Origin of the sequence: Halobellus sp. MBLA0158 (genome assembly GCF_041477585.1) — an archaeon.
Classification (GTDB): Archaea; Halobacteriota; Halobacteria; order Halobacteriales; family Haloferacaceae; genus Haloquadratum; species Haloquadratum rubicundus.
Genome location: NZ_JBGNYA010000001.1, coordinates 955,819 through 978,703 on the forward strand (window position 1 = coordinate 955,819; position 22,885 = coordinate 978,703).

Genomic DNA, 22,885 nt, shown 5'->3' on the forward strand with positions numbered 1-22,885 from the left:
GCGGGCCCGAGTAGGGCGACAGACATCCGTCAGACACGAGGGAAGATTGAAATACTGGGTCGCGTATGTTGAACCGATGAGTAAGATCACGTTCCGCGCCGATGACGACCTCGTCGAGCGGCTGGAGGCCCTGGAGACCTCCAAGAGCGAGGCGATGCGCGAGGCCCTGCGCACGTACCTCGACGGCGCGGACCGTGACGAGAGCCCGGCCGCGTCCGACAGCGTCGACGACGTGATCCGCGAGCGCGTCGACGAACTCGTGACAGAGCGCCTCGACGATCTGGTCGGACGCACCCGGCCGCGGCCCGCGCGTGACCTCAACGTCAACGTGACCGTCGACGGCGTGCAAACGCCTGAAACGGACGAAAACGACGTCGTCGAGGTCGATGAGTCCGACGCGTCCGAACGTAAGACACGCGCCGATCCCGGCGTTGACGCGGGCGCGGCGCGCGACAAGACGTGCGACAAATGCGGCGAAAACGTCGACGCAGACCACGTTTACTGCCCGAACTGCGGCGAGAAGGCGTCCCACCGCGTGTTCTGCGAGTGCGGCGACGAGCTCCGGTCGGACTGGGCGTTCTGCCCCAGCTGCGGCCGCCGAACCTCCGCCGCCGACGTCCTCGAACGCACGTAAACGACGTGTACCTCCCGTATACGCCACTCTCGGCGTGTTGTCTTACGACCGGCGTTACTTTTATATTGCATCAGTCTGTGGTATCTGTCGCGTAAGACGGTCGTCTTACAGATCCGGCGTGTGGGCGGGAGATGACTCCTGCCGGCCGTTTTCGGTGATGTAAGACGTTTGCACAGGGTGTGCGCGCCGTCTTACCGGGGGAATGCAACAATGGAGCGTGTGACACTACGAATTCCGAAGCAGCAGATCGAGGAGGTCGAACAGATGGTCGAAACCGGCGAGTTCCCGAACCGGTCGGAGGCCATCCGTTCAGCCGTCCGCGAGATGCTCAACGAACAGCAGCCGGAGAACCGCGAGTCGCCGACGAAACACTGGGCCAAGGTGTAAGACGATGCAGGATATTGTCAGAGAGGCGATGGAGCGGGACGAAGAAGAGCGCGACGCGGCCGCGGCGGCCGACGACGAAGAGGAGTTCGGGAGTCCCCGAATCGTCATCGTCGGCTGCGGCGGCGCCGGCAACAACACGGTCAACCGCCTCTACAACATCGGCGTCGAGGGCGCTGACACGGTGGCGATCAACACCGACAAGCAGCACCTCAAGATGATCGAGGCCGACACGAAGATCCTCGTCGGCAAGTCTCTCACGCAGGGGCTCGGCGCCGGCGGCGACCCCTCGATGGGCGAGCGGGCGACCGAGATGGCCCAGGGGACCATCAAGGAGGTCCTCGGCGAGGCCGATCTCGTCTTCGTCACCGCGGGGATGGGCGGCGGCACCGGCACCGGTGCGGCCCCCGTCGTCTCGAAGATCGCCAAAGAGCAGGGCGCGATCGTCGTCGGGATGGTCTCGACGCCGTTCAACGTCGAGCGCGCGCGGACGGTGAAGGCCGAAGAGGGGCTCGAAAAGCTCCGCAACGAGGCCGACTCGATCATCGTCCTCGACAACAACCGCCTGCTCGATTACGTCCCGAACCTCCCGATCGGGAAGGCCTTCTCGGTGATGGACCAGATCATCGCCGAGACCGTCAAGGGCATCTCCGAGACCATCACCCAGCCCTCGCTCATCAATCTGGACTACGCGGACATGTCCACGATTATGGACCAGGGCGGCGTCGCGGTGATGCTCGTCGGCCAGACCCAGGACAAGAACAAGACCCAGGAGGTCGTCAACGACGCGATGAACCACCCGCTGTTGGACGTCGACTACCGCGGCGCCTCCGGCGGCCTGGTCCACATCACCGGCGGCCCCGACCTGACTCTGAAGGAGGCCGAGGGAATCGCGAACAACATCACAGAGCGCCTCGAAGCGCGCGCGAACGTGATCTGGGGCGCCCGCATCCGCGACGAGTACAAGGGGAAAGTCCGCGTGATGGCGATCATGACGGGCGTCCAGTCCGCCCAGGTGCTCGGCCCCTCGACGCAGAAACAGGCCAACAAGTCCAGAGAGAGCATCGAGTCTTCGGAGTTCGACGCCAGCGAAAACGCCGACTTCGCACAGGGGGGAACCTCTTCGGGGTCGACCGCGACCGGCGGGTCCTGGCAGTCCGACGGCGGCAAGGACAAGCGCGAACAGCAGCACGGCGTCGACGTCATCCGCTGACGGACGCCGACGATTCGTCGATCCGACCCGTCCGGTGACCACCCGGACACGCGCCGTTCCGGCGCACTCGACCGTCTCCAGTCGGTCGCCCGTGCGATTCGCTTTTCGGCTTCGATTTCGATTTTCGGATCTCAGACGGGTTCCAGCGACTCCAACAGCCGACACTTCCGACAGACGTCCCGCGTCGTCTGCGAGCCGCAGCGCTCGCACTCGCGCATCGCCGCCGCCGACTCGCCGCGGTACTTCTCCGCAGCCATCGACGCCAACTCCTCGTAGCCCGAAATGATCGAGTGTCTGGTCCCCGGGTGATCGTCCTCCAAGGAGAGCAACAGCTCCTGGATCTCACCGCGGAACGCCTCGGAGGCGTGGGGGCACTCGGTGATATGTGCTGGAAGGTCCTTCAGGTGCGCGTAGAGCGCGACCTCCTTTTCCGGCACGTCCCGAAGCGGTTTCGCCCGGGGGACGAAGTGCTCGGACTCGTGGCGCTCGTCGAAGGGGCCGAGGCTCGCGTCGAAGTGCTTGGCCATCTGCTCGACGTCGCCCTCCAGGATGTTCATCAGCGCGGTCTGGGCCTCGTCGTCGAGGTTGTGGCCCGTGAGCATGATGTCGGCGTCGAACTCGTCGGCATATGTTTCGAGGAGATCGCGCCGGAAGACGCCGCAGTACGCGCAGGCGGCCATCCCCTCGGGGTCGTCCTCGACGACGTCGTCCATCCGGACGCCGAACTCCTCCTCGTAGGAGACGAGCTCGTGGCGGATCTCCAGGTCAGAAGCGAGCTCGACGCAGGCGTCGACGCTCTCGTCGCGGTAGCCCTCGATCCCCTCGTGGATCGTCAGCGCGAGGATCTCGATGCGGGGGTCGCGGCCGAACGTCTCGTCGAGGATGTGGGTGAGCACGACGCTGTCCTTGCCGCCCGAGAGGCCGACGACCCAGCGCTCGGGGTCGTCGGGCGAGGCGTCTCTCGGGACGAGACTGTCCCGGCGGATCCGGCGTCGGACGCGCTTTTCCACGGAGGCGCAGAAGTGCTCCTCGCAGAGGTGCGCCCCGGAGTAGCCCGCGTGCATCACGGCGTCGCGTCCGCACTTGTCGCACTCCATCGCCCGGGCGTTGGCCGTCGGGGAGGATACGGGTTTCGTCTCGCGGGGACGGCGCCGGCGCTCGGCCCTCTCGAAATAGGTGGGGCACGCCGGATCGAAGGGAGAGGGGGGGATGGGGGGGAAAGGCACCCCAGGGTAGCGTTGCCCCGAGTGGTCACCGTCGCGATGACCGGTCGATCGACACCCCAGAGGTGCCAGTCGATCATTGGACGACCGTACTCAAAATTCCTCCGGAAGCGCGGTGGGCGTTGTCACACCGTCGGACTCCTGTCGAATCGTCTCTCGTCAGGGCCTACGCCGGACGGTCGCGACCGGCCGATGGCCGGTCCCCGGTCGTGATCCGGCCGTCGAAACACATTCGGCGGTCCCCCTCGGACACGGGTGTATGGAACGCGAGCGCGCCCTGGCCCGGATCGAAGCCGTCCTCGACGCCGTCGAGTCCGAGCCGATGCCGGTCCCCGTCCGGGAGGTCTGGGTCTACGGCGACGTCGCGCTCGGCCTCGACCCGGTCGAGCGCCTCGACGTCTACGTGACGAAGGACCTCCTCCTGCGCGGCGACAGCGAGGCCGCCGAACGGTTCGAGGCCGAACACGGCGTCAAGGGCGTCGGCCGGAGCGTCTCCGCGGAGTGGGCCGAGGCCCACCCCGACCTCCTTCGAACGAACGCCAGCGGCCACGCGGCCCCCGAGAAGTGCCTCGCGGCGCACCTGCTGTCCGACGACGAGCCCGTCCACCTGGAGGTGTGCAACGCCTCCTTCGAGGACAACGTCCAGCAGCGCCTCAAGAGCGCCGTCGACCGCGACGCCTACGAGCAGATCCTCGACCCGCGGGGCGTCTGTCTGTACGCCGACGGCCGACGCTCGGAGTCGGCGCTGGAGAAGCTCCGCGAGGGCGAACTGGTCTTTCCCACTCTCGGGGAGGCGCTGTCGATGCTCGGCCTGGACGAGGACCAGGCGGCCGCCGCCGCCGACGCGGTCCGGGAGTACCGCGCCTCGCAGTCGGGGGCGACCGTCCGCGGCGACGTCGTCTGAACGCTCACTCGCCGCCAGACCGAACGCGACCGACGACGACGTCGAACGGGACGACCTCGGCGCGTCGGTAGGTCCCGTCCTGCATCGCCTCGACGACCGCCCGCCCCATCTCGCGCCACTCCCGCCTGAGGGCGTCGTACTCGTCGGCCGAGAGCGCCCTCCGCAACTCGGTCTCGTGGTCGGCCAGCCCCGCGCCGCTGGCCTTCCGGGCGGCCGCCGACAGCGCCGCCTCGTCGTAGGGGGGCTCGACCAGCTTCCGGTGGTAGTACCGACGCGTCTCGACCTCCGCGAGGCCCGCCTCCCGGAACGACGACACCAGCCGCTCGCCCAGGGCGACGTCCGTCTCGACGCCCTCGATATACGCCTCGCGGACCTGGCGTTCGAGGGCGACCTCCCGCTCGACGGTCGAGTCGACGCCGACGTCGGCGTTGTCGGGCTCGATCGCCGCCACGAGGTCCGTCGAGAGGTCGGCGAACGTCCGGAGCGCGGCCGTCGGATCGGGGAGATTCACGAGCAGGGCCTGACAGACGACGAGGTCGAAGGCGCCGTCGGCGACGGGCGGCCGGAGCGCGTCCCCCGCGACGGCGTCGAGTCCCGTCTCCGCGCGCGCGACCGCCAGGAGATCGGGGTCGGCGTCGAGGCAGACCACCTCCGCGGGGGACTCCTCGTCCAGCACGCGGGCGAGTTCGCCCGTGCCCGCGCCCGCGTCGAGGATCCGCGCCCGGTCCGAGAGCGACAGCGGCGCGAGCGCCGCTCGGGAGTCCTCCCACATCCCCTCGCGCGTCCGCCGCAGGTACTCGGGCGAGAACTTCCGCACGCGAGGTGGTAGCGTCGGCGCGGTAGAAAAGCGGGGCGGTTCGCCGGACGGTCAGGAGTCGTCGCGTCGCCGCCGAGCGCCCGCCAGCGCGCCGACCCCGGCTCCGAGCAGCGCGACGGCGGCGGACGCGACGCCGAACCCGGGCGTCGAAGCCGAAGTCGCGGTCCCGGTCGGCGATCCATCGCCCGAGTCCGTCGCGTTCCCGGTTCGGGCACCCTGCTCTCCCGCCGCCGCGGAGCCGGCGTCCGTCGGCGACTCGGTCGTCGTCGCGCTCGCGCTCTCCGACGTCGCCCTGTCGTCCGTCGCCGCGGTCAATTCGACGGCGACGCCGGCGTGGTCCGACACCCACCGCCGCTCGCCATCGATGCGGACCGGATCGGCGCCGACGCGCCGGACCGACTCCGCGGCGAGGCCGTCGGCGAGCACGTGGTCGATCCGCTGCGGGAGCCCGTCCTCGTCGGGCGGCCGGAGCGACGCCGGCCGGCAGCAGGTCCCGCCCGCGCCCGAGAGCCCGTCGCCGACGACGTCCGAGAGCGACGCGGTCAGGATGCCGTAGGCGTCGGGATCGTCGCTTTCTGCGTCTGCTTCGCCCGTCGTCGTTTCGGTCCCGCCGTCGGTCGCGGTCGGCGCGTCCCGCTCGGGGCCGTCGTTGAGGTCGCCGGCGACGACGAGCGGCGACGGGAAGGCGTCGAGGTCGGCCGCGAGCTCCTCGGCCTGCGCCGTCCGGATGCCTTCCAGCCCGGATTCGAGGTGCGTGCTCACGACGCCGACCGACTCGTCGCCGACGCCGAGGGTCGCGCCGGCGTATCCCCGATCGATCTCGACCGTCCGGCCGCCGCCGATCGGGAGCGTCAGCGACTCCCCGTACGTGTGGGCGGCCGTCGATTCGACGGCGACGTCGCCGTCCGCGCGGACCAAGAGCGCGTCCCGATCGGTGAGCCGCACGTCGATCGCGCCGCCGTCGAGGCGGGCCGGGAACTCCAGATCCGCGTTAGTGTTGATCGCGACGGGCCGGTACGGGACGCCGCGCTCCGAGAGCGCCTCGCGGAGCGTCGCGAGGAAGTCGAAGACGACGGTGCCGGCGTCGGGGTCTTCGGGATCGTTGCCGGAGCGCGGCCCGCGACGCACGAGCGCGACCTCTTGGAGGGCGAGGACGTCCGGGGGCTCGCGGGCCAGCAGATCTGCGAGCGCGCGCATCCGCGCCCGCGGCTCGCTCGCGCGGACGCCGGCGTAAAGGTCGCCCACCCGCTCGGGGATCGACGCGTCGTCTCCGGGGCGGGCGATCGAGAGGAAATCCGCGCCCAGTCCGAGGTTCTGAGTCGCCAGCGAGAGGTCGGGGGCGTCGGCGCCGTCGCCCGCGTCGCCCCCGCCGCTCGCGGACGTCGCGGTCGGCGTCGCCGCCACGGTACCGAGACCGTCACGGCCGAGCGTCGAGCCGGCGAGGAGGGCGGTCGCCTGCGCGCCGGCGCGGAGGACGCGTCGGCGCGAGCGGTCGATGTCGTCCACGGTCGGTGGCCCTTCCGGCTACGGGGCCAAGAACGGACCGCTTACGACTCGCGGAGCTCGCGGGTCCGCTCGATGTTCCACGCGAAGCCCTTCCCGTCTTCGGTGGGGGTCTCCAGCACCAGCGGCACGTCGCGGATCGCCTCGTGGTTGACGAACGCGGTCATTCCCGCTTCGCCGATCAGGCCCTCGCCGATGTGGGCGTGTTCGTCCTTGTTGGTCCCGCACTCGTGTTTGGAATCGTTGAGGTGGACGCACGCGAGGTTGTCGAGGCCGACCTCGGCGTGGAGTTCCTCGATCGTCTCGTCGACGCCCGCGGGCGTCGAGAGGTCGTAGCCCGCGGCGAACGCGTGGGCCGTGTCGAGACAGACTTCGAGGTCCTGAGCGCTCTCGTCGAGCACGTAGCCCAGGTGGGCGAAGTCGTCGCCCATCTTCGTCCCCGAGCCGGCGTCGGACTCGACGAGGACGGTGACGCCGTCGGGGACGTCGAGCTCGTCGAGCGCCGAGACCGCGTTGTCGAGGCCCTGCTCCTCGCCCGCGCCCGTGTGCGCGCCGAGGTGGACGTTCACGTAGGGGATGCCGAGCGTGGCCGCGGCGTCGACCTCGCGCTGCATCGAGTCGATCGACTTCTCGCGGAGGTCGTCCTTCGGCGTGCAGAGGTTCACGAGGTACGACGAGTGGATCACCCACGGCCCGACGTCGTGCTCCGCCGACCGCTCGCGGAAGGCCGCGGCGTCGTCGTCGTCCAGGTCGGGGTCCTGCCAGACCTGCGGGGAGTGGGTGAAGATCTGTCCGCAGTTACCGCCGTCGTCGAGTTGCCGATCGACGGCGTTCGCGACGCCGCCGGCGATCGATTCGTGTGCTCCGACTCGCATCGTACAGCGGTCGGACCGCGGGGAGTAAAGCGGCTTCGGAAGCCCTATCGCTTCGCTACCGGTCGTCGGGGCGTCGCCGCACCCAGTCGTCGCTCTCGTACTTCTCCGTCGCGCGCTCGCGCGCTCGCGAGAGTTCGTCGTCGGTCCACGAGCCCTCGGCGGCCTCGGCCCACGTCGCGAGCGACGATTCGACGGCGTCGACGAACTCCGCGCGGGTGACGTCCGCCAGCTCGTCGACGCCGACGACGCGCTCGCGGAACCGTTCGGGGCTGACGTCGTGTCCGGCGAAGGCCGAGAGGTGGTCGTCGGCGCGCACCGAGTAGGTGAGCGACCCGTGCTGGATGACGGCGTCGCGCCGCCGGTACTGGGCGTTGCCGCTGATCTTCCGCTCCGCGGCGACGACGTCGTGTGCGGGGTGGAGCTCCCGGAGGTAGCACGCCGGCGACCAGATCTCCGGGACTGACTCCGGAACGTAGTCGGCGTCGATCCCGACGCGGTCGAAGGCGTCCAGGATCGGCTCGCACAGGAGGTGGTAGGCGTCGAGTAGATCTCCCGGCAGTTCCGCCTTGGGGGCGACGATCGAGTAGGAGACGTCGCCGTCGACGTCGTGGTAGATTCCGCCACCGCCGGTCTGTCGCCGAGTGACGGAGACCCCGCGCTCCGCACAGCCCTCCCAGTCGACCGTCTCGGGGTCCTGCCCGTACCCGAGCGAGAGCGTACTCGGGTCCCACTGATAGACGCGGACCGTCCGCGGCCCGCCGTCGGCGGCGGTCTCGGCGGCGATCTCGTCCAGCGCCATCTGCATCGGCCCGTCGCGCGCCTCCTCGCGGATGAGCCGCCACTCCTTGTCGGCGAGGGGGCCGCTGTCGTCGGTCATACCTCAGGCTACGCTCGGCGGGTGAAAGCGGTTTCGTCGTCCGGCAGCGCGATTTCATATCGCGATATGTGATATACCGACTCGCTTCGCCGACTCGCGACCCTTTTACCCGTCGCTGTCCAGGATTCGGTATGGTGCGGAACGTCGCCGGCGTGATGGCCGAACTCGAACCCGAGGACTTCTATCTCCTCTCCGGCGTCGAGCAGGGAATGCGCTTTTCCGAGTGGGTCAACCGCGGGAAGCTCCCCGAACTCTCGAATCTCACCTCCGAGGAGGTCGAATATCGCCTCGATCGGTGTGCGACCCGCGGACTGATCGAACGGAAGACGATTCAGTACGAGGGCTACACCCTGACCGCCGAGGGGTACGACGCGCTCGCGCTCCGGACGTTCTCGAAGCGGGACACGATCGAGGGCGTCGGCGCGCCGCTGGGCGTGGGCAAGGAAAGCGACGTGCTCGAAGTGCAGTCCTACCGGCCGCTGGCGCTGAAGTTCCACCGCGAGGGGTACACGAACTTCCGGGAAGTGATGCGCGAGCGCGACTACGCCTCCGACAAGCAACACGTCTCGTGGCTCTACACCGCGCGCAAGGCGGCCGAACGGGAGTACGAGGCGCTCGAAGCGCTCTACCCCGAGGTGTCGGTCCCGCGGCCGATCGATCAGAACCGCCACGCGATCGTGATGGCGAAACTGGAGGGCGTCGAACTCGACCGCGCCAAGCTCCCCGACGAGCAGGTCGTCGGCGTCCTCGACCTGATCCTCCGGGAGCTCGCGAGCGCGTACCAGGTCGGATACGTCCACGCGGATATGAGCGAGTACAACGTCGCCGTCAGCGAGTCCGGCGTCACCGTCTTCGACTGGCCGCAGGCGGTGTCGACCGACCACGACAACGCGCGCGAACTGCTGTCGCGGGACGTCTCGAACCTCGTGTCGTACTTCGAGCGGAAGTACCCGCGAAACCTCCCCGATCTCGACGTCGACAGCGTCAGCGAGAGTCTCGCGGCCGACGACTTCGAGACCGTGCGAAACCACGCCTGAGTCGGCTTCTCACCGTTTCAGCCGCTTTTTGATGAGTCTCTCACCGGGGCGTATCGACAAAGAGTAAATCGTATACTGCGATATCGAATCGCTATGCGTGCGGTTGGTCGTACTCCCAGGTGTCGGTGTAGGCGTCGACGACGCGCCGCAGCATCCCCGCGTCGGCCAGCAGTCGGTACGCGATGCCGGGGTGGCGCGCGACCCGTGCGACCACGCGACGCGGCGAGCGCGTGATGTCGTCGACGCTCAGGCCGTCGAGCGCCTCGGCGACGTCCGCCAGCAGGCGCGCGTCCCCGTGTTCGACCCAGACGCCGCGCATCAGGTGGGCCAGTCGGTACTCGGACCGCATCAGGTCATAGAGCCGTTCGGGGTACGTCTCGGGGCGACCCTCGGCGATCGTCTCGGCGGCCAGGTGCGACGAGCGAATCGCCTGGCAGATCCCCTCGCCCTGGTAGCGGTTGGCGATCCCCGCGGCGTCCCCGACGAGGAAGACGTTCTCGCCCGCGCGGTAGGTCGCCGCCGGATCGAGACTCGGGCCCCGAGGGATGGTGTAGATGTTCGTCTCCGAGCGGTCGGGCACCGGGAGGTCGTTCCGGCGGCAGGCCCCCGTCAGGGCCTCGTAGTAGTCGTCCGGGCGCTCGTCGCCGGCCCAGCCGATCCCGAGGTTCGCGCGCGAGTCGGACTTGGGAAAGAGCCACGCGTAGCCGACGTATCCCTCGAAGAAGATCTGCGGGTACGCTTCGATCGCGGCGAAGTCGCCTTTCACGTCGGCGTTGACGGCGACGATCTCGCCGGTGTAGGCGTCGAGGTCGCCGAAGGCGCGCATCGAGAGCGCCGGCTGTCCGGTCGCGTCGATCACGTAGTCGTGGGTCCGACAGAGTTCGCGGAACTCGTCCGGTCCGATCGCCGCGTTCTCCCTGACGTCGACGCCCTTCTCGGCCAGCCGTTCGGCCCACCGGCGCTCGACGACGTTCCGGTCGGTGATGTAGCCCGGCGCACAGCGGATCCGGGCGTCCCCGAGCGGTTCGTCCGCCGGGCCGTGATCGCGGCCGCGAAAGATCCGCAGCTCGAAGCCGTCGACCTCGTTCAGGAACCCGTTTTCGGGCGTCTTCGCTAAGGGGACCAGCGGGGCGTCGTTGATCGCTTCGCCGCAGTTGACGCGCTTTTCGTCGTACGACTGGCGTTCGAAGAGGGTCACCGCCGCGTCGGCCGCCAGCCGGTCCGCGGCGGCGAGGCCGGCGACGGCCCCGCCGACGACTGCGATCGACCTCTCGTCCATATCAGTCGAACGCGACGCCGTGCAAATATTTTGTCGGAGGCGGCGGGATCGGCGGGCGCCGTCTGACGCGGGCGTTACGTTCATACGCGATGACGTCTAACCCCGAGGTACGGAATGAGGCGGGACTACTTCGAGTTGGACGTCGAAAACATCTCCTGGGTCGACGACGACGGCGACCCGCGCAAGCCCCTGGTCCGGATCGCCTTCCACGGCCCCCGAGAGGAACTGGAGCGCCGGCTCTCCGATCCGTCCGGCGAGTACCTCGACGCCGGCGAGACGGACGTCGCGTTCCGGCTGCAGGAGTCGCTGGACGACCCGGAGGCGACGGGCGTGGTCAGCGTCACGAACCGAATCACCGGCGACTTCGTCCTCGAACTCAACGAGGACGCCGACGACGTACTCACGTTTATCCGCGCGGCCCGGGAGTACGGCCGCGACGCAGCGGACGCCGACGACGGCCGCTACCGCGTCGAGGTGCTGCTCGACGGCGAGGAGGCCGTCGCCTACGAGAAACAGACGTTCCTCGTCTACGACGCCGACGGACACCTCCTCCGCTCTCACAGTCTGATCCCCTCGGGCGTCGAACTGTAACTCGGTTCGAACCGCGTCGGTTTTCAATTCGCGTCCTCCAAGGGACCTCATCGTGGAGAACGTCACCGACCGAACGAGCAATCCCTTCGGTATGCGACCGCCCTGTGACCGGTTCGTCCCCGGATACGGCGACGCCAACGCCGACTTCCACGTCGTCGGCGACAGGCCGGAGGTCCACGGCGGCCTCGATACCGCGGTTCCGTTCACCAACGACGCGGGCCGCAGGCTCCAGGACGCGCTGGTCGCGGCCGGTCTCCTCCGCTCGGCCGGCGACGACCCCGACGTGCGGAAGACCTTCCTCTCGTACCTCCATATGTGCGCCCTCGGGCCCGACGAGCCCCCGCAGTCGTCCTACGACGACCTCGAACGCTTCTTCGACGCCGAACTCCGGGCGATCGCCGCGCACGTCCTCCTCCCGGTCGGCGAGCGGGCGACGCGGCACGTCCTCGAAACCTACACGGCCCAGGCGTGGAAGACCGACGTGGAGATGGAGACCCTCCACGCCACCGAGATCCGCGGGAGCGGCTTCCTCGTCGTTCCGATCCGAGAGCCCGCCGACTGGGACGACACGCACCACGACCGCCTCGTCGACGGCCTCCGGACGCTGCGGTCGACGGACTACCGGCGCGAGGCCGACCTCGGACGGTTCAACCCCGGCGACGATCCGTACCTCGTCCGATGACCCCTCGACCTCACCGAATTTTCAGTAATCGATCAGGATCTATCCGGAACGTACACTGACCTCCTCTGGAGATTTACATATTTATTTTCTGGAAGCGAAATCCGCGCAGTATTATTTAATATTCACCTCTCGTCGCAGAGGACGGTTGATATTGGTACTATCACAGAACTTTTGAGCACAAACGTCGAAATCCATTCTGACGCGCGTGGTCGATACCGGGCGCGTCAGGTAAGGACCTGCGAGACTGGTGCTCTTCGCAGTGGCTTGGTCAGTCAGGGGGACCGCCCTGCGGTCCCCGTTTCCTTTCGTGACACGCTTCGAGAGTACTCACTATCTGGCCGCGTAGCGTCCGACGTCGACCGCGAACAGGAGCGTCGCACCGATCGGCACCGCGGCGACGAGCGCCAACACGACCCCATCGGAGAGGGCGACGACCGGCCCCACGGCGAGGGCGGCGACGGGAGCGAGCCCGCCCACCAGATAGAGGTACGCCGAACCGCGCCCGAACGAACTGACGACAGCCAGGAACGCGACGGCGAGCGCGACGGCCCCGACGGGAAACAGCAGTTCGGGGCCGGGGGCGGCAGCGCCGGATATCGTCCGGAGCGCGAACGTCCCGGGCGCGAGCAGCCGCGTCGCGGTCAGGGCGCCGATCGGGTCGGCGGCGACCGCCTCGCGGAACGACCCGACGGCGGCCGCGTTCGCGCCGAGGTACTGCCAGAGCCCGGCCAGATAGACGGTCCCCGCCAGCAACACGCCGAGCCACCCGTACTGGAGCCGTGTGAGCCCGCGGCGGGCCGTCGAGTCCCGATTTGCGGTACGGCCGGCCGTTGTCGACCGTCCGCTGCCGCCGGCGGACTGTGACTGCCCGCTCGCCGTCGACGTCCGCGACGTCCCTCCCGGGTGTCCCGTCTGCGACCCGCCGCCCGATCCCGTTCGATCCGACCTCGCGCCGCCTGATCGGGTTCCGCTCGCTCCCGCGTTTCCGGTCGCGTCTGTACTCCGTTTCGACTCCCTCTTGGGGCCTTCCGTCGCGTCGTCGCTTTCGTCGCCTTCGTCGTCTTCGTCGATCGCGTCCGGGCCGGGCTGGCCGGCTGTCGGGAGGCCGCCGAGTCGCTCTCGGACGTACGTCTCGTGGCCCAGTCTGTCGTAGGCGGCGCGTTTCTCCTCCGATGAGAGCACCTCGTGGGCCGCCTTGAGCGTCTTGAACTGCGCGTTCGCCCTGGCGTCGTCGTTGACGTCCGGGTGGTAGGTTCGGACCCGGTCGCGCCACGCGCGGTCGATCTCCTCGGCCGGGGCGTTCTCCGACACCCCGAGCAGGTCGTAGAAGTCCTCCATCCCCTCCCGCCGGCTTCGCCGTCGACGGAATTGAATGTACCGACGGCCCCGCTTCCCCCCGGTATGACAACTCTCATAGTCGTTCGCCCGGTTCCTCGGCGTATGGATCTCACCCGCATCCCGCTCGGCAACACGGTCTTCGAGGGGGAGAACAACGCCTACCTCGTCGAGGGCGAGGTGACGACGCTCGTCGACGTCGGCGCGTCGACCGAGACCGTCCGCGCCGATCTCGAAGACGGCCTCGACGAGGCCGGCGTCGCCCTCTCGGAGATCGATCGCATCCTCCTGACGCACTGGCACTCGGACCACTGCGGCCTCGCGGGCGAACTCCAGGCCGAATCGGACGCGACGGTGTACGCCCACGAGGACGACGCCGCGGTCATCGCCGGCGACGACGACGCCATCGCGGACCTCCACGACCTCCGCGACCGGCGCTTCCGGGAGTGGGGTATTCCCGAGGACAAACTCGACGAGCTCCGGGCCGTGCAGTCGGACTTCGAGGCGGTCGCGGGCGACCCCGCCGACGTCGAGACGCTCGCGGACGGCGACCGCATCACCGCGGGCGACGAAGAGTTAGAGACGATCCACCTACCGGGCCACGCCGCCGGCCACGTCGCTTTCGCCTTCGACCGAGAGTCCGAGGATCCGTCGGAGATCGGCGCCGCTCCCCGTTCGGAGATCTTCGTCGGCGACGTGATCCTTCCCGAGTACACCCCGAACGTCGGCGGCGCGGACCTCCGCCTCGACGAGCCCTTGGAGCGGTACGTCGAGAGCCTCGACCGCCTGGCCGCCCGCGACTTCGACCTCGCGTGGCCGGGGCACCGCGATCCGATCGACGACCCGAGCGGGCGGGCGCGCGTCATCCGCGAGCACCACCTCGACCGCACCCGGCGCGTGATCGAGGCGCTCCGCGAGTACGGCCCGGCGGACGCCTGGACGGTCAGCGCACATCTCTTCGGCGAGCTGGAGCACATCCACATCCTCCACGGGCCGGGCGAGGCGTACGCCCATCTGGACCACCTCGAACGCGTCGGCGCGGTCGAGCGCGAGGACTTCGAGTACCGCCTCGTCGACTCCGATCCGGACGTCGAGGCCCTGTTCCCGAATACGAAATACTGAAACGCCGTCGCCGGGAAAGAGCGGGTATGGAACTGCGGGTCATCGACAAGACAGACGAGGAACTCCGCATCGAGGTCGCCGGGGAGGACCACACCTTTATGAACGTGATCAAGGGCGCACTCTTGGAGACCGAGGGCGTCGCCGCCGCGACCTACGACGTGAACCCCGAACAGTCCGGCGGCCAGACCGAACCGATCCTCTCGATCAAGACCGAAGACGGCGTCGACCCCCTCGACGCGCTGGGCGACGCCTCCCGGCACGTCCAGTCGACCGTCGACGAGTTCTCCGCGGCGTTCGAGGCCGCGACGTAACCCCTCAGAGTCTTACGGGCACGCCGCGCTCGTCGAGGTACTCCTTCGTCTCCTGGATGCTGTACTCGTCGAAGTGGAAGATCGAGGCCGCCAGTCCCGCGTCCGCGCCGGCCTCGGTGAACACCTCGTACATATCCTCGGGGCCGCCGCAGCCCGAGGAGGCGATCACGGGCGTCGAGACGGTGTCGCAGACGGCCTTCGTCAGCGGGATGTCGTAGCCGTCTTTCGTGCCGTCGGCGTCGATGGAGTTGACGAACAGCTCGCCCGCGCCGCGGGACTCGGCCTCGCTCGCCCACTCGACCACGTCGACGCCGGTGCCCTCGCGGCCGCCCTTGATGGTGCATTCGAACCAACAGGACTCGCCGTCGACCTCGACGTAGTGTTCGCCCTCCTCGTCGAAGCGACGGCGCGCGTCCACCGAGATGACGATGCACTGCGAGCCGAACGCGCGGGCGCCCTCGTCGATCAGGTCCGGATTCTCCAGCGCGGCGGTGTTGATCGAGACCTTGTCCGCCCCGGCCCGGAGCGTCTCCTTGACGTCCTCGCGGGTACGGATCCCGCCGCCGACTGTCAGGGGAATAAACACCTCGTCGGCGACTCGCGAGACGGTGTCGAGCATCGTCTCGCGGCCCGCCGCGGAGGCGGTGATGTCGAGGAAGACGAACTCGTCGGCGCCGGCCTCATTGTACCGCTTTGCCATCTCGACCGGGTCGCCGGTGTACTTCAGGTCCTCGAAGTTGACGCCGGTGTAGACCGCCGGATTCCCGTCGTCGTCGAGGTCGACGTCGATACAGGGAATGATCCGCTTCGTGAGGGTCATCGATGGATCGGGGTAGGCCCCCCGCCCCCAAAAGCGGTCCGAACGGGCGCCCAGCCGGCCGAACGATTCAATCCGATCCGCTCCCGTGCTTCGAATATGTCGGCCGACGCTGACGGGGGCGACCGCGACGGCGGCGCCGAGGCGACCGCCCCGTGCGACCGCTGTGAGATGTCGATCCCGGTCGACGCGGCCCAGTGTCCGGTCTGCGGTTACCGCCCCGGCGGATACAGCCCCCGCCTGCTGCGGGCCGGAGAGGTCGCCTTCGCGGTCGCGATCTTCGGTTCGATCCTGATCTTCGTCGGCGGCGTGATGCGACTCTCTCTCGGAGTTCCGACCGACATCCTCGCCCAGGTCGCGGTCGTCACGCCCTACACGGCGGGCATCTCGGGGTTCTTCCTGTACTACCTCCGAAAGAAGCGTCGGGCGACGCCGACTGACAGCCGGATCTTCGGGCGGGACTCGTGACCGCCCGAGGCGATCGTTTTTATGCGAACACGGGGCCAGACGCGCCGTGCGCTGAGGACTGCCGCGATGCGCCCGCGGGTGTGCGACACGCCGCGTCGCGGAGCGGCGGCCGTGTCGCCTGTTCGCCCTCTCCACTCGGATCGGGAGCGTTTTAGTAGCCGGCGCTCGATCGCTCGGGTATGAGCGACCACGACGACCACGGACACGACGAAGACGAGGGACGGGTCACCGCGCCGATGCAGGACTTCGGGATGAGCCAGGTCACGACGGGACTCGTCGTCCTCGTCGTCGGGCTCGTCGTCGTCTTCGGCGTCCCGCTTTTGGTTTGACCGTCTGAACGGCGATCGAACCGCCCGTCGCCGACCGACACGAAAAACGTCCGTTTTCGGTCTCAGTCGAGTTCCGCTTCGATGACGTCCCGGAGCGCCGCGACCTCTTCGCTCGCGACCGCGAGCCGCTCGTCGCCGACCGACAGCGACAGCGTTCCGTCCCGGGTCGCCTCGCCCAGCTCCGCCACCGGCGCGACGCCGTCGAACGCGTCGCGGACCGCCTCGGGGGCTTCGGTCTCGACGACCGCGCGCCCCGGCGTCTCCGCGAACAGCGACGCGACGTCCTCGACGGCGACGTCGGCGCCCGCGTCCGCGGTGATCATCTCGGCGAGCGTCACCGCGAGGCCGCCGTTGCTGACGTCGTGGGTCGCGAGCGTCGCATCCGCGTTCGCGACCTCGGCGAGCGTCGCGACGACCTCGCTCGCGTTCTCGGGGAGCGTCGGGAACCGGTCCACGCCGCCGACCTGCGCGAGCAGTTCGGAGCCGCCGAGCGCGTCGCTTCCGGCGCCGACGAGCAGGAGCGTCCCGCGCCCGTCGAGCGCCGCCGGCGGCGCCTCGTAGCCCGGCTTCGTGCCGACCATCGCGAGCGTCGGCGTCGGCGGGATCGGCCCCGCCGCGGAGTCGTTGTACAGCGAGACGTTGCCGCCGACCACCGGGACCGAGAGGTCCCGACACATATCGGCGAGCCCGTCGACGATCGCGGTAAAGCGGCCGTAGACGTCCGACTTCTCGGGGTTACCGCCGTTCAGGCAGTCGACCGCCGCCAGCGGCGTCGCGCCCTTCGCGGCGAGGTTGGTGGCGTTCTCCAGGGCGACCGCCCGCGCGCCGTCGTAGGGCGCGCAGTCGGTCCACGCGGGCACCGCGCCGGCCGACAGCGCCAGTCCGGTGCCGGCCTCGCGGATCGCCATCACGGCGGCGTCGTCGCCGGGCTTCAGCGCCGTCCGCGCGCCGACCTCGTGGTCGTACTGGCGGAAGACCCAGCGCTTCGATGCCGTGTTGGGCGCGCCCACCACGGCCTCGAACGCGGACTGGAGGTCGACGTCCGGTCGGTCGGGCTCCGGCTGTGCCGGCTCGACGGCGTCGAGGTCGTTCATCGGCGCGCCGTCGGCGAGGAACTCCGCGGGCACGTCGACGACGGTCTCGCCCTCGAAGGTGCAGACGTAGTTGCCCTCGCTGACCTCGCCGATGACCGAACAGCCGAGGTCGTACTTCTCGGCGATCTCCTCCACGCTCTCGACGTCCTCCGGCCGGACCTCGTAGCACATCCGCTCTTGGGACTCGGCGAGGACGATCTCCAGGGCGTTCATGTTCGGCTCGCGCTGGTGGACCCGCTCCAGTTCGATCCGCGCGCCGAGGCCGCCCTTCGCGACCATCTCCGAGGAGGCGCCGCCGAGGCCGGCCGCGCCGAGGTCGCGGGCGGACTGGACCAGCCCGCCGTCGATGAGCTCCTCGTTCGCCTCGATCAGGAGCTTCTCCGAGTAGGGGTCGCCCACCTGGACGGCGGGGCGGTCCTCGGTCTCGGCGTCCTCAGCGAGGTCTTCGCTCGCGAACGACGCGCCGCCGAGGCCGTCCCGACCGGTCGCGTTGCCGACGAGGACGAGCTTGTTCCCTGGCTCCTGGGCCTCGGCGGTCACGAGCCGCTCCTCGTCGACGAGGCCGACGCAGGCGACGTTGACGAGCGGATTCCCCTCGTAGTCGTCGTGGAACTCCACGCTCCCGCCGACGGTCGGCACGCCGATCGCGTTGCCGTAGTCGGAGATCCCCTCGACGACGCCCTCGAACAGGTAGCGGGTGTGCTCGCGGTCGAAGCCGCCGAAGTAGAGGCTGTCCGCGAGCGCGATGGGGTAGGCGCCCATCGAGAGGGTATCGCGGACGATTCCGCCGACGCCCGTCGCCGCGCCGTCGTAGGGGTCGACGTACGACGGGTGATTGTGGCTCTCGATGCCCATCGTCACGTACGTCTCCGCGTCGCTCTCGCCGCCGTTGTCTGGGACGCGGACGACGGCCGCGTCGTCGCCGGGGCCGACGACGACCTGGTCGCCCTCGGAGGAGAACGCCGAAAGAAGCGGTCGGGACGAGCGGTACGCGCAGTGTTCGCTCCAGAGATTCTCGAAGAGCGCGGCCTCGGTCGGGGTGGGATCGCGCCCGAGTTCGGCCGTCACGAGTTCGCGGTCGGAGTCCGCCAGGCTCATTCACCTACCTGTTCAAGAAGGCCGAATTAATGCTTTTCTGTATGCACGGACGTGTATCTCAGCCGGACGAGCGGCGCCCTGCGGGGCGGAGCGATCGGCGTCGCGGAGGCGACGTGGGCCGCGGCACGGATCGGGTCGCTTTTTTAATCCGGGTCACTACGGGCACTCGTGCTATCGGTCGAGCTGCACGCGCACTCGTCGCTCTCGTACGACGGCCGCGACCCGGTCGACCTGCTCTTAGCGCAGGCCCGGGCGGTCGGCCTCGACGCGCTGGCGGTCACCGACCACGACGAGATCGACGCGAGCCTCGAAGCCGCCGCGAAGGCCGAGGAGTACGGCCTCGTCGGCATCCCGGGAATGGAGGTCACCTCCGAGGTCGGCCACATCCTCGCGTTCGGCATCGACGAGCTCGTGCCCGCCGGGCTCTCCTACGACGAGACGCTCGACCGGATCCACGAGCAGGGCGGCCTCGCGGTCGTGCCGCACCCCTTCCAGTCCTCGCGCCACGGCGTCGCCGCCCACATCTCCCGCGACCAGCTCGCCCGCGCGGACGCCATCGAGGTGTACAACTCCCGGCTGTTCACCGGCTGGGCCAACCGCCGCGCCGAGCGCTTCGCGACGGCCCGCGAACTCCCGAAGACCGCCGGCAGCGACGCGCACATCGGCGAGATGGTCGGTCAGGCCGTCACCGAGGTCGCGACCGACGACCGCTCGGTCGAGGGCATCCTCGAAGCCATCCGCGAGGGGAAGACGAGCGTCGTCGGGAACCGGACCCCCTGGCGGATCTCCTTCCGGCAGTTCGGCGGCGGCGTCAAGCGCCGGATCAAACGCACCGTCTCGGACCTCGTGTAGATGCCCGCCGCTTCTGACGCCGGGGCGGCGTCCGACCTCGACGGCGCCTCTGCCGCGACGGTTCGGGCCGCGCTCCGCTCGGCTGACCCGCTCCCCGGAACCGCGGGCTTCGCCGGGCGCGTCGACGACCGACTCGTCCGCGACGTCCTCGGGCGACGGCCCCTGTTCGTCGACGCCGACGATCCGTCGGCGTGGGCGTTCGACCCGGCCCGCCTCTCGGACCCGACGTCGGTCCCCCCCGGAGTCGCCCGTCAGGTGGGCGACCGTCCGACGGACGGCGACCGCGTGTGGACGCTCCCCGACCCCGCTCCCGACGACCGCGAGCCCGCGCTCGCGGCCGTGCGCGAGGCGGTGCGGGCGCAGACGCGGGCCGTCGACGCCGACGAGGGTTCCGCGTCGGCCGGCGGCGACCTCGCGGTCGCGTTCTCCGGGGGCGTCGACTCCGCGGTCGTCGCCGCGGGCGTGCCCGACGCCCCCTGCTACGTCGCGGGCTTCGAGGGCTGTCACGACGTCGCCGCCGCCCGTGAGGCCGCGGACGCGATGGATCGAGACCTCCGCGTCGTCGAACTCACCCACGACGACCTCCGCGAGGCAGTCCCCCGACTGGCGAGCGTGCTCGGCCGCACGAACCCGATGGACCTCTCGATCGCGCTTCCCCTCCATCTCGTCGCTCGGCGCGCCGCCGCCGACGGCTTCGACCGGCTGGCACTCGGCCAGGGCGCCGACGAGCTGTTCGGCGGCTACGCCAAGGTCGCGAAGGCGCCCGAGGACCCGCGGGTCGACGCCGACACCGTCCGCGGCGCTCGCCGCGAGGTGCTCGCGACGATCCCCGCCCAGGCCGAGCGCGACGTCCTCGCGATCCGCGCGGCCGGCGTCGAGCCCGTGACGCCGCTCCTCCACGACGACGTCGTCGCCGCGGCGCTCCGGCTTCCCGGGGAGTCGCTCGTTGATGACGGAGTCCGGAAGGTCGCGCTTCGGGAGGCGGCCCGCGGGCTCGTCCCCGATTCGGTCCGGACCGCCGACAAAAAGGCCGTCCAGTACGGCACCTACGTCTCCCGCGAACTCGACCGGCTCGCCCGGCAGGCGGGCTTCAAGCGCCGGATGGACAATCACGTCGAGCGGTACGTCCGGTCGCTGTGCGACGGGGCGGCGACGGAATAGACCGAGGGCGTCAGCCGTCCGCGCGCTCGGCCGCTTCGATGGCCTCCAGCGAGAACTGGACGGTGTCGGGGTCGATGTCGCTCCCTTTCAGTTCCTGCTCGTCGTACCATCCCCAGACCTCGGTATCGGCCTCGTCGTCGCCGGCGGGGTCGATCTCGCGGGAGTCGACGCGGGCGTAGTAGACGTGGTCGATGTGCTGGTGGCCGACGCTGCCGTCGTCGTGGACGTTGATGTCGTAGAGCATCTGGTGGCGGGGCTGGGGGAGCCGCTCGCCGGCCGGCGCGCCCACGGGCTCCGTGCGGTCGAGCAACTCCGCGTCGAGCCCCGTCTCCTCGTACACCTCGCGGAGGCCCGCCTCGTGGGGGACCTCGTCGCGGTCGACGTGGCCGCCCGGCGGGATCCGGATCCCGAGTCGCTCGTGGTGGTGTAGCGCGACCGCGCCGCTCTCGACGATGTAGACCGTCGCAGTGAAATGCCGCGTCGTCTCCATACCCTCCCGTTCGTCGGGGACGCCGAGTCTCTTACTATCCGCTCCGCACGCGCCCGGAGCGCACCGAAACCCTTACTCCCGGGCCACGGCTCTCCTCGGATATGAGCGAAACGCCCGTCGACGCCGAGGAGGTCGAACACGTCGCCGAACTGGCGCGCGTCGACCTCGCCGACGACGAAGTCGACGCGTTCACGACGCAGTTCGCGGAGATCCTCGAGTACTTCGAGGCCCTCGACGAGGTGCCCGAAGTCGACAGCGAGCCGGAGCTCGTGAACGTGATGCGCGAAGACGAGGTCGCAGAGGGCCTCGACCAGGAGGAGGCGCTCCGGAACGCCGAAGAGACCGAAGACGGCTTCTTCAAGGGTCCGCGGGTGTCGTAGATGAGCCTGAACGCGTTCATCACCGACGCCGAGATCGAGGGCGACGCCGACGGCCCGCTCTCGGGGATGCGAGTCGCAGTCAAGGACAACATCAGCACCGAGGGCGTCCGCACGACCTGCGGCTCTGCGATGTTAGACGACTACGTGCCGCCGTACGACGCGACGGTCGTCGAGCGGCTCAAGGACGCCGGCGCGACCATCGTCGGCAAGGCCAACATGGACGAGTTCGGGATGGGCGGCACGACCGAGACCTCCGCGTTCGGCCCCGCGAAGAACCCCGTCGACGAGGCTCACGTCCCCGGGGGCTCTTCGGGCGGCTCGGCGGCCGCCGTCGCGGGCGGCGAGGCCGACCTCGCGCTCGGGTCGGATACTGGAGGATCGGTCCGCAACCCCGCGGCGTTCTGCGGCGTCGTCGGCATCAAGCCCACCTACGGCCTCGTCTCCCGCTACGGCCTCGTCGCCTACGCCAACTCCCTCGAACAGATCGGCCCGATCGCGAACACCGTCGAGGACGCCGCCGCGCTCTTGGACGTCATCTCCGGCCCGGACCCGCGCGACGCGACGACGCAGTACGGCTCGGCGGCCGGCCCCGACGGGGCGGACGAGGGGGTCGACGAGGCGCACCCCGCGGCCGACTCGAACTACGCCGCGGCCGCCGACGGCGACGTCGACGGGACCACGATCGGCGTCATCACGAACCTCTTGGAGGGCGCCGACGAGCGCGTCGTCGAGACCTTCGAGGCCGCGCTCTCTGACCTCCGCGCGCAGGGCGCCGAGACCGTCGAGGTCTCGCTGGACTCGGTCGAGCACGCGGTCCAGGCGTACTACGTCATCGCGATGTCGGAGGCCTCCTCGAACCTCGCGCGCTTCGACGGCGTGAGGTACGGGACGTCGGGCGGCTACGAGGGCAACTGGAACGACGCCTTCGCCCGTGCCCGCGAGGACGGCTTCGGCGAGGAGGTAAAGCGCCGGATCCTCCTCGGCACGTACGCGCTGTCGGCGGGCTACCACGACAAGTACTACAAGAAGGCCCAGGACGCCCGCGCGTGGGTGAAGCGCGACTTCGACGAGGCGCTCGACGAGGCGGACGTGCTGGCGACGCCGACGATGCCCGTCCTGCCGCCGGAACTGGGCGAGAGCCTCGACGACCCGCTCCAGCTGTATCTGATGGACGCCAACACCGTCCCGGTGAACCTCGCGAACCTCCCCGCGATCTCGGTGCCGGCGGGCGCGGCCGACGGCCTCCCCGTGGGGCTGCAGCTGATCGGCCCGAAGTTCGGCGAGGAAGCGATCGTCCGGGCGGCCTCGGCCGTCGAGGACTGACCCGGCTCGCCGCGCGGCGATTTCCGCGGGAGGCGGTCGACGGCGGCATCGACGCCGACGCGAGTAGCGATATGTTTTCAACGCTG

Annotated in this window: 25 protein-coding genes; 15 read left to right on the forward strand and 10 right to left on the reverse strand. The window is 69.6% G+C overall.

Going from position 1 to position 22,885, the window contains the following annotated elements; translation table 11 throughout:
* Positions 1-76: 76 nt before the first annotated feature.
* From OS889_RS04915 to ftsZ, 3 genes are all read left to right on the forward strand, one after another.
* Positions 77-634, forward strand: coding sequence for a double zinc ribbon domain-containing protein (locus OS889_RS04915; RefSeq protein ID WP_372387813.1), 558 nt, complete (start codon positions 77-79; stop codon positions 632-634).
* A 210-nt stretch (positions 635-844) separates the two neighbouring features.
* Positions 845-1,021 carry a transcriptional regulator CdrS gene (gene cdrS / locus OS889_RS04920; protein ID WP_372387814.1) on the forward strand — a complete coding sequence of 59 codons (177 nt, stop codon included), beginning with the start codon at positions 845-847 and terminating at the stop codon, positions 1,019-1,021.
* Positions 1,022-1,025: 4 nt separating this feature from the next.
* A complete protein-coding gene (gene ftsZ / locus OS889_RS04925) occupies positions 1,026-2,231 on the forward strand; it encodes a cell division protein FtsZ (RefSeq protein WP_372387816.1) in 1,206 nt (401 codons plus the stop codon).
* A gap of 131 nt (positions 2,232-2,362) precedes the next feature.
* Here ftsZ and ncsA read toward each other — a convergent pair whose 3' ends face one another.
* Positions 2,363-3,328 carry a tRNA 2-thiolation protein NcsA gene (gene ncsA, locus OS889_RS04930; RefSeq protein ID WP_372387818.1) on the reverse strand — a complete coding sequence of 322 codons (966 nt, stop codon included), beginning with the start codon at positions 3,326-3,328 and terminating at the stop codon, positions 2,363-2,365.
* A gap of 385 nt (positions 3,329-3,713) precedes the next feature.
* On the opposite strand from ncsA, the gene OS889_RS04935 reads away from it, so the two are divergent.
* Positions 3,714-4,358 carry a DUF7095 family protein gene (locus OS889_RS04935; RefSeq protein ID WP_372387820.1) on the forward strand — a complete coding sequence of 215 codons (645 nt, stop codon included), beginning with the start codon at positions 3,714-3,716 and terminating at the stop codon, positions 4,356-4,358.
* Positions 4,359-4,362: 4 nt separating this feature from the next.
* Here the strand turns inward: OS889_RS04935 and OS889_RS04940 are convergent, their stop codons facing one another.
* The 4 genes from OS889_RS04940 to OS889_RS04955 are packed head-to-tail and all read right to left on the reverse strand — an operon-like array spanning position 4,363 to position 8,430.
* The gene (locus tag OS889_RS04940; RefSeq protein ID WP_372387822.1) at positions 4,363-5,175 is read right to left on the reverse strand and encodes a class I SAM-dependent methyltransferase; all 813 of its coding nucleotides are present in this window, start codon (positions 5,173-5,175) and stop codon (positions 4,363-4,365) included.
* Positions 5,176-5,226: 51 nt separating this feature from the next.
* Positions 5,227-6,681 carry an endonuclease/exonuclease/phosphatase family protein gene (locus tag OS889_RS04945; RefSeq protein ID WP_372387824.1) on the reverse strand — a complete coding sequence of 485 codons (1,455 nt, stop codon included), beginning with the start codon at positions 6,679-6,681 and terminating at the stop codon, positions 5,227-5,229.
* Positions 6,682-6,722: 41 nt separating this feature from the next.
* Positions 6,723-7,553, reverse strand: a complete 831-nt coding sequence (locus tag OS889_RS04950; RefSeq protein ID WP_372387826.1) for a deoxyribonuclease IV — start codon at positions 7,551-7,553, stop codon at positions 6,723-6,725.
* Positions 7,554-7,608: 55 nt separating this feature from the next.
* Positions 7,609-8,430 carry a lipoate--protein ligase family protein gene (locus OS889_RS04955; protein WP_372387828.1) on the reverse strand — a complete coding sequence of 274 codons (822 nt, stop codon included), beginning with the start codon at positions 8,428-8,430 and terminating at the stop codon, positions 7,609-7,611.
* Positions 8,431-8,561: 131 nt separating this feature from the next.
* Between OS889_RS04955 and OS889_RS04960 the strand changes: the two genes are divergently transcribed.
* Positions 8,562-9,467, forward strand: a complete 906-nt coding sequence (locus OS889_RS04960) for a serine/threonine-protein kinase RIO2 (RefSeq protein WP_372387830.1) — start codon at positions 8,562-8,564, stop codon at positions 9,465-9,467.
* Between the two features lie 91 nt (positions 9,468-9,558).
* Here the strand turns inward: OS889_RS04960 and OS889_RS04965 are convergent, their stop codons facing one another.
* A complete protein-coding gene (locus tag OS889_RS04965; RefSeq protein ID WP_372387831.1) occupies positions 9,559-10,746 on the reverse strand; it encodes an NAD(P)/FAD-dependent oxidoreductase in 1,188 nt (395 codons plus the stop codon).
* 114 nt (positions 10,747-10,860) lie between these two features.
* Between OS889_RS04965 and OS889_RS04970 the strand changes: the two genes are divergently transcribed.
* Together OS889_RS04970 and OS889_RS04975 are read left to right on the forward strand one after the other, a co-directional pair.
* Positions 10,861-11,337: a DUF5793 family protein gene (locus OS889_RS04970; protein ID WP_372387833.1), complete on the forward strand. Its 477-nt coding sequence runs from the start codon at positions 10,861-10,863 to the stop codon at positions 11,335-11,337.
* 52 nt (positions 11,338-11,389) lie between these two features.
* Entirely contained in the window at positions 11,390-12,019 is a 630-nt protein-coding gene (locus OS889_RS04975) for a uracil-DNA glycosylase family protein (RefSeq protein WP_372387835.1), read from the forward strand.
* 330 nt (positions 12,020-12,349) lie between these two features.
* Here the strand turns inward: OS889_RS04975 and OS889_RS04980 are convergent, their stop codons facing one another.
* The gene (locus tag OS889_RS04980) at positions 12,350-13,357 is read right to left on the reverse strand and encodes a J domain-containing protein (RefSeq protein WP_372387837.1); all 1,008 of its coding nucleotides are present in this window, start codon (positions 13,355-13,357) and stop codon (positions 12,350-12,352) included.
* 102 nt (positions 13,358-13,459) lie between these two features.
* On the opposite strand from OS889_RS04980, the gene OS889_RS04985 reads away from it, so the two are divergent.
* Together OS889_RS04985 and OS889_RS04990 are read left to right on the forward strand one after the other, a co-directional pair.
* Positions 13,460-14,476 carry an MBL fold metallo-hydrolase gene (locus OS889_RS04985; RefSeq protein WP_372387839.1) on the forward strand — a complete coding sequence of 339 codons (1,017 nt, stop codon included), beginning with the start codon at positions 13,460-13,462 and terminating at the stop codon, positions 14,474-14,476.
* 26 nt (positions 14,477-14,502) lie between these two features.
* Positions 14,503-14,787: a DNA-directed RNA polymerase subunit L gene (locus OS889_RS04990; protein WP_372387841.1), complete on the forward strand. Its 285-nt coding sequence runs from the start codon at positions 14,503-14,505 to the stop codon at positions 14,785-14,787.
* Between the two features lie 4 nt (positions 14,788-14,791).
* Here the strand turns inward: OS889_RS04990 and hisF are convergent, their stop codons facing one another.
* Positions 14,792-15,607 (reverse strand): imidazole glycerol phosphate synthase subunit HisF, encoded by an 816-nt coding sequence (gene hisF / locus OS889_RS04995; RefSeq protein ID WP_372387844.1) that lies wholly within the window; start codon positions 15,605-15,607, stop codon positions 14,792-14,794.
* A gap of 96 nt (positions 15,608-15,703) precedes the next feature.
* Here hisF and OS889_RS05000 point away from each other — a divergent pair, with 96 nt between their 5' ends.
* Both OS889_RS05000 and OS889_RS05005 read left to right on the forward strand, forming a co-directional pair.
* On the forward strand, positions 15,704-16,072 hold the full coding sequence (locus OS889_RS05000) for a hypothetical protein (protein ID WP_372387847.1): 369 nt from the start codon (positions 15,704-15,706) through the stop codon (positions 16,070-16,072).
* 179 nt (positions 16,073-16,251) lie between these two features.
* Complete coding sequence (locus OS889_RS05005) at positions 16,252-16,401, forward strand: DUF7550 family protein (RefSeq protein ID WP_372387849.1); 150 nt, start codon at positions 16,252-16,254, stop codon at positions 16,399-16,401.
* A gap of 62 nt (positions 16,402-16,463) precedes the next feature.
* Here the strand turns inward: OS889_RS05005 and purL are convergent, their stop codons facing one another.
* Positions 16,464-18,593, reverse strand: a complete 2,130-nt coding sequence (gene purL, locus OS889_RS05010; RefSeq protein ID WP_372387851.1) for a phosphoribosylformylglycinamidine synthase subunit PurL — start codon at positions 18,591-18,593, stop codon at positions 16,464-16,466.
* A gap of 168 nt (positions 18,594-18,761) precedes the next feature.
* Between purL and OS889_RS05015 the strand changes: the two genes are divergently transcribed.
* Positions 18,762-19,445 carry a CehA/McbA family metallohydrolase gene (locus tag OS889_RS05015; protein ID WP_372387852.1) on the forward strand — a complete coding sequence of 228 codons (684 nt, stop codon included), beginning with the start codon at positions 18,762-18,764 and terminating at the stop codon, positions 19,443-19,445.
* Complete coding sequence (locus OS889_RS05020) at positions 19,446-20,606, forward strand: asparagine synthase C-terminal domain-containing protein (protein WP_372387855.1); 1,161 nt, start codon at positions 19,446-19,448, stop codon at positions 20,604-20,606.
* 10 nt (positions 20,607-20,616) lie between these two features.
* On the opposite strand, the gene OS889_RS05025 is transcribed toward OS889_RS05020, so the two are convergent.
* Entirely contained in the window at positions 20,617-21,096 is a 480-nt protein-coding gene (locus OS889_RS05025; RefSeq protein ID WP_372387857.1) for an NUDIX hydrolase, read from the reverse strand.
* A gap of 101 nt (positions 21,097-21,197) precedes the next feature.
* On the opposite strand from OS889_RS05025, the gene gatC reads away from it, so the two are divergent.
* A complete protein-coding gene (gene gatC / locus OS889_RS05030) occupies positions 21,198-21,476 on the forward strand; it encodes an Asp-tRNA(Asn)/Glu-tRNA(Gln) amidotransferase subunit GatC (protein WP_372387858.1) in 279 nt (92 codons plus the stop codon).
* Positions 21,477-22,799 (forward strand): Asp-tRNA(Asn)/Glu-tRNA(Gln) amidotransferase subunit GatA, encoded by a 1,323-nt coding sequence (gatA, locus tag OS889_RS05035; RefSeq protein WP_372387860.1) that lies wholly within the window; start codon positions 21,477-21,479, stop codon positions 22,797-22,799.
* Positions 22,800-22,885: the final 86 nt, after the last annotated feature.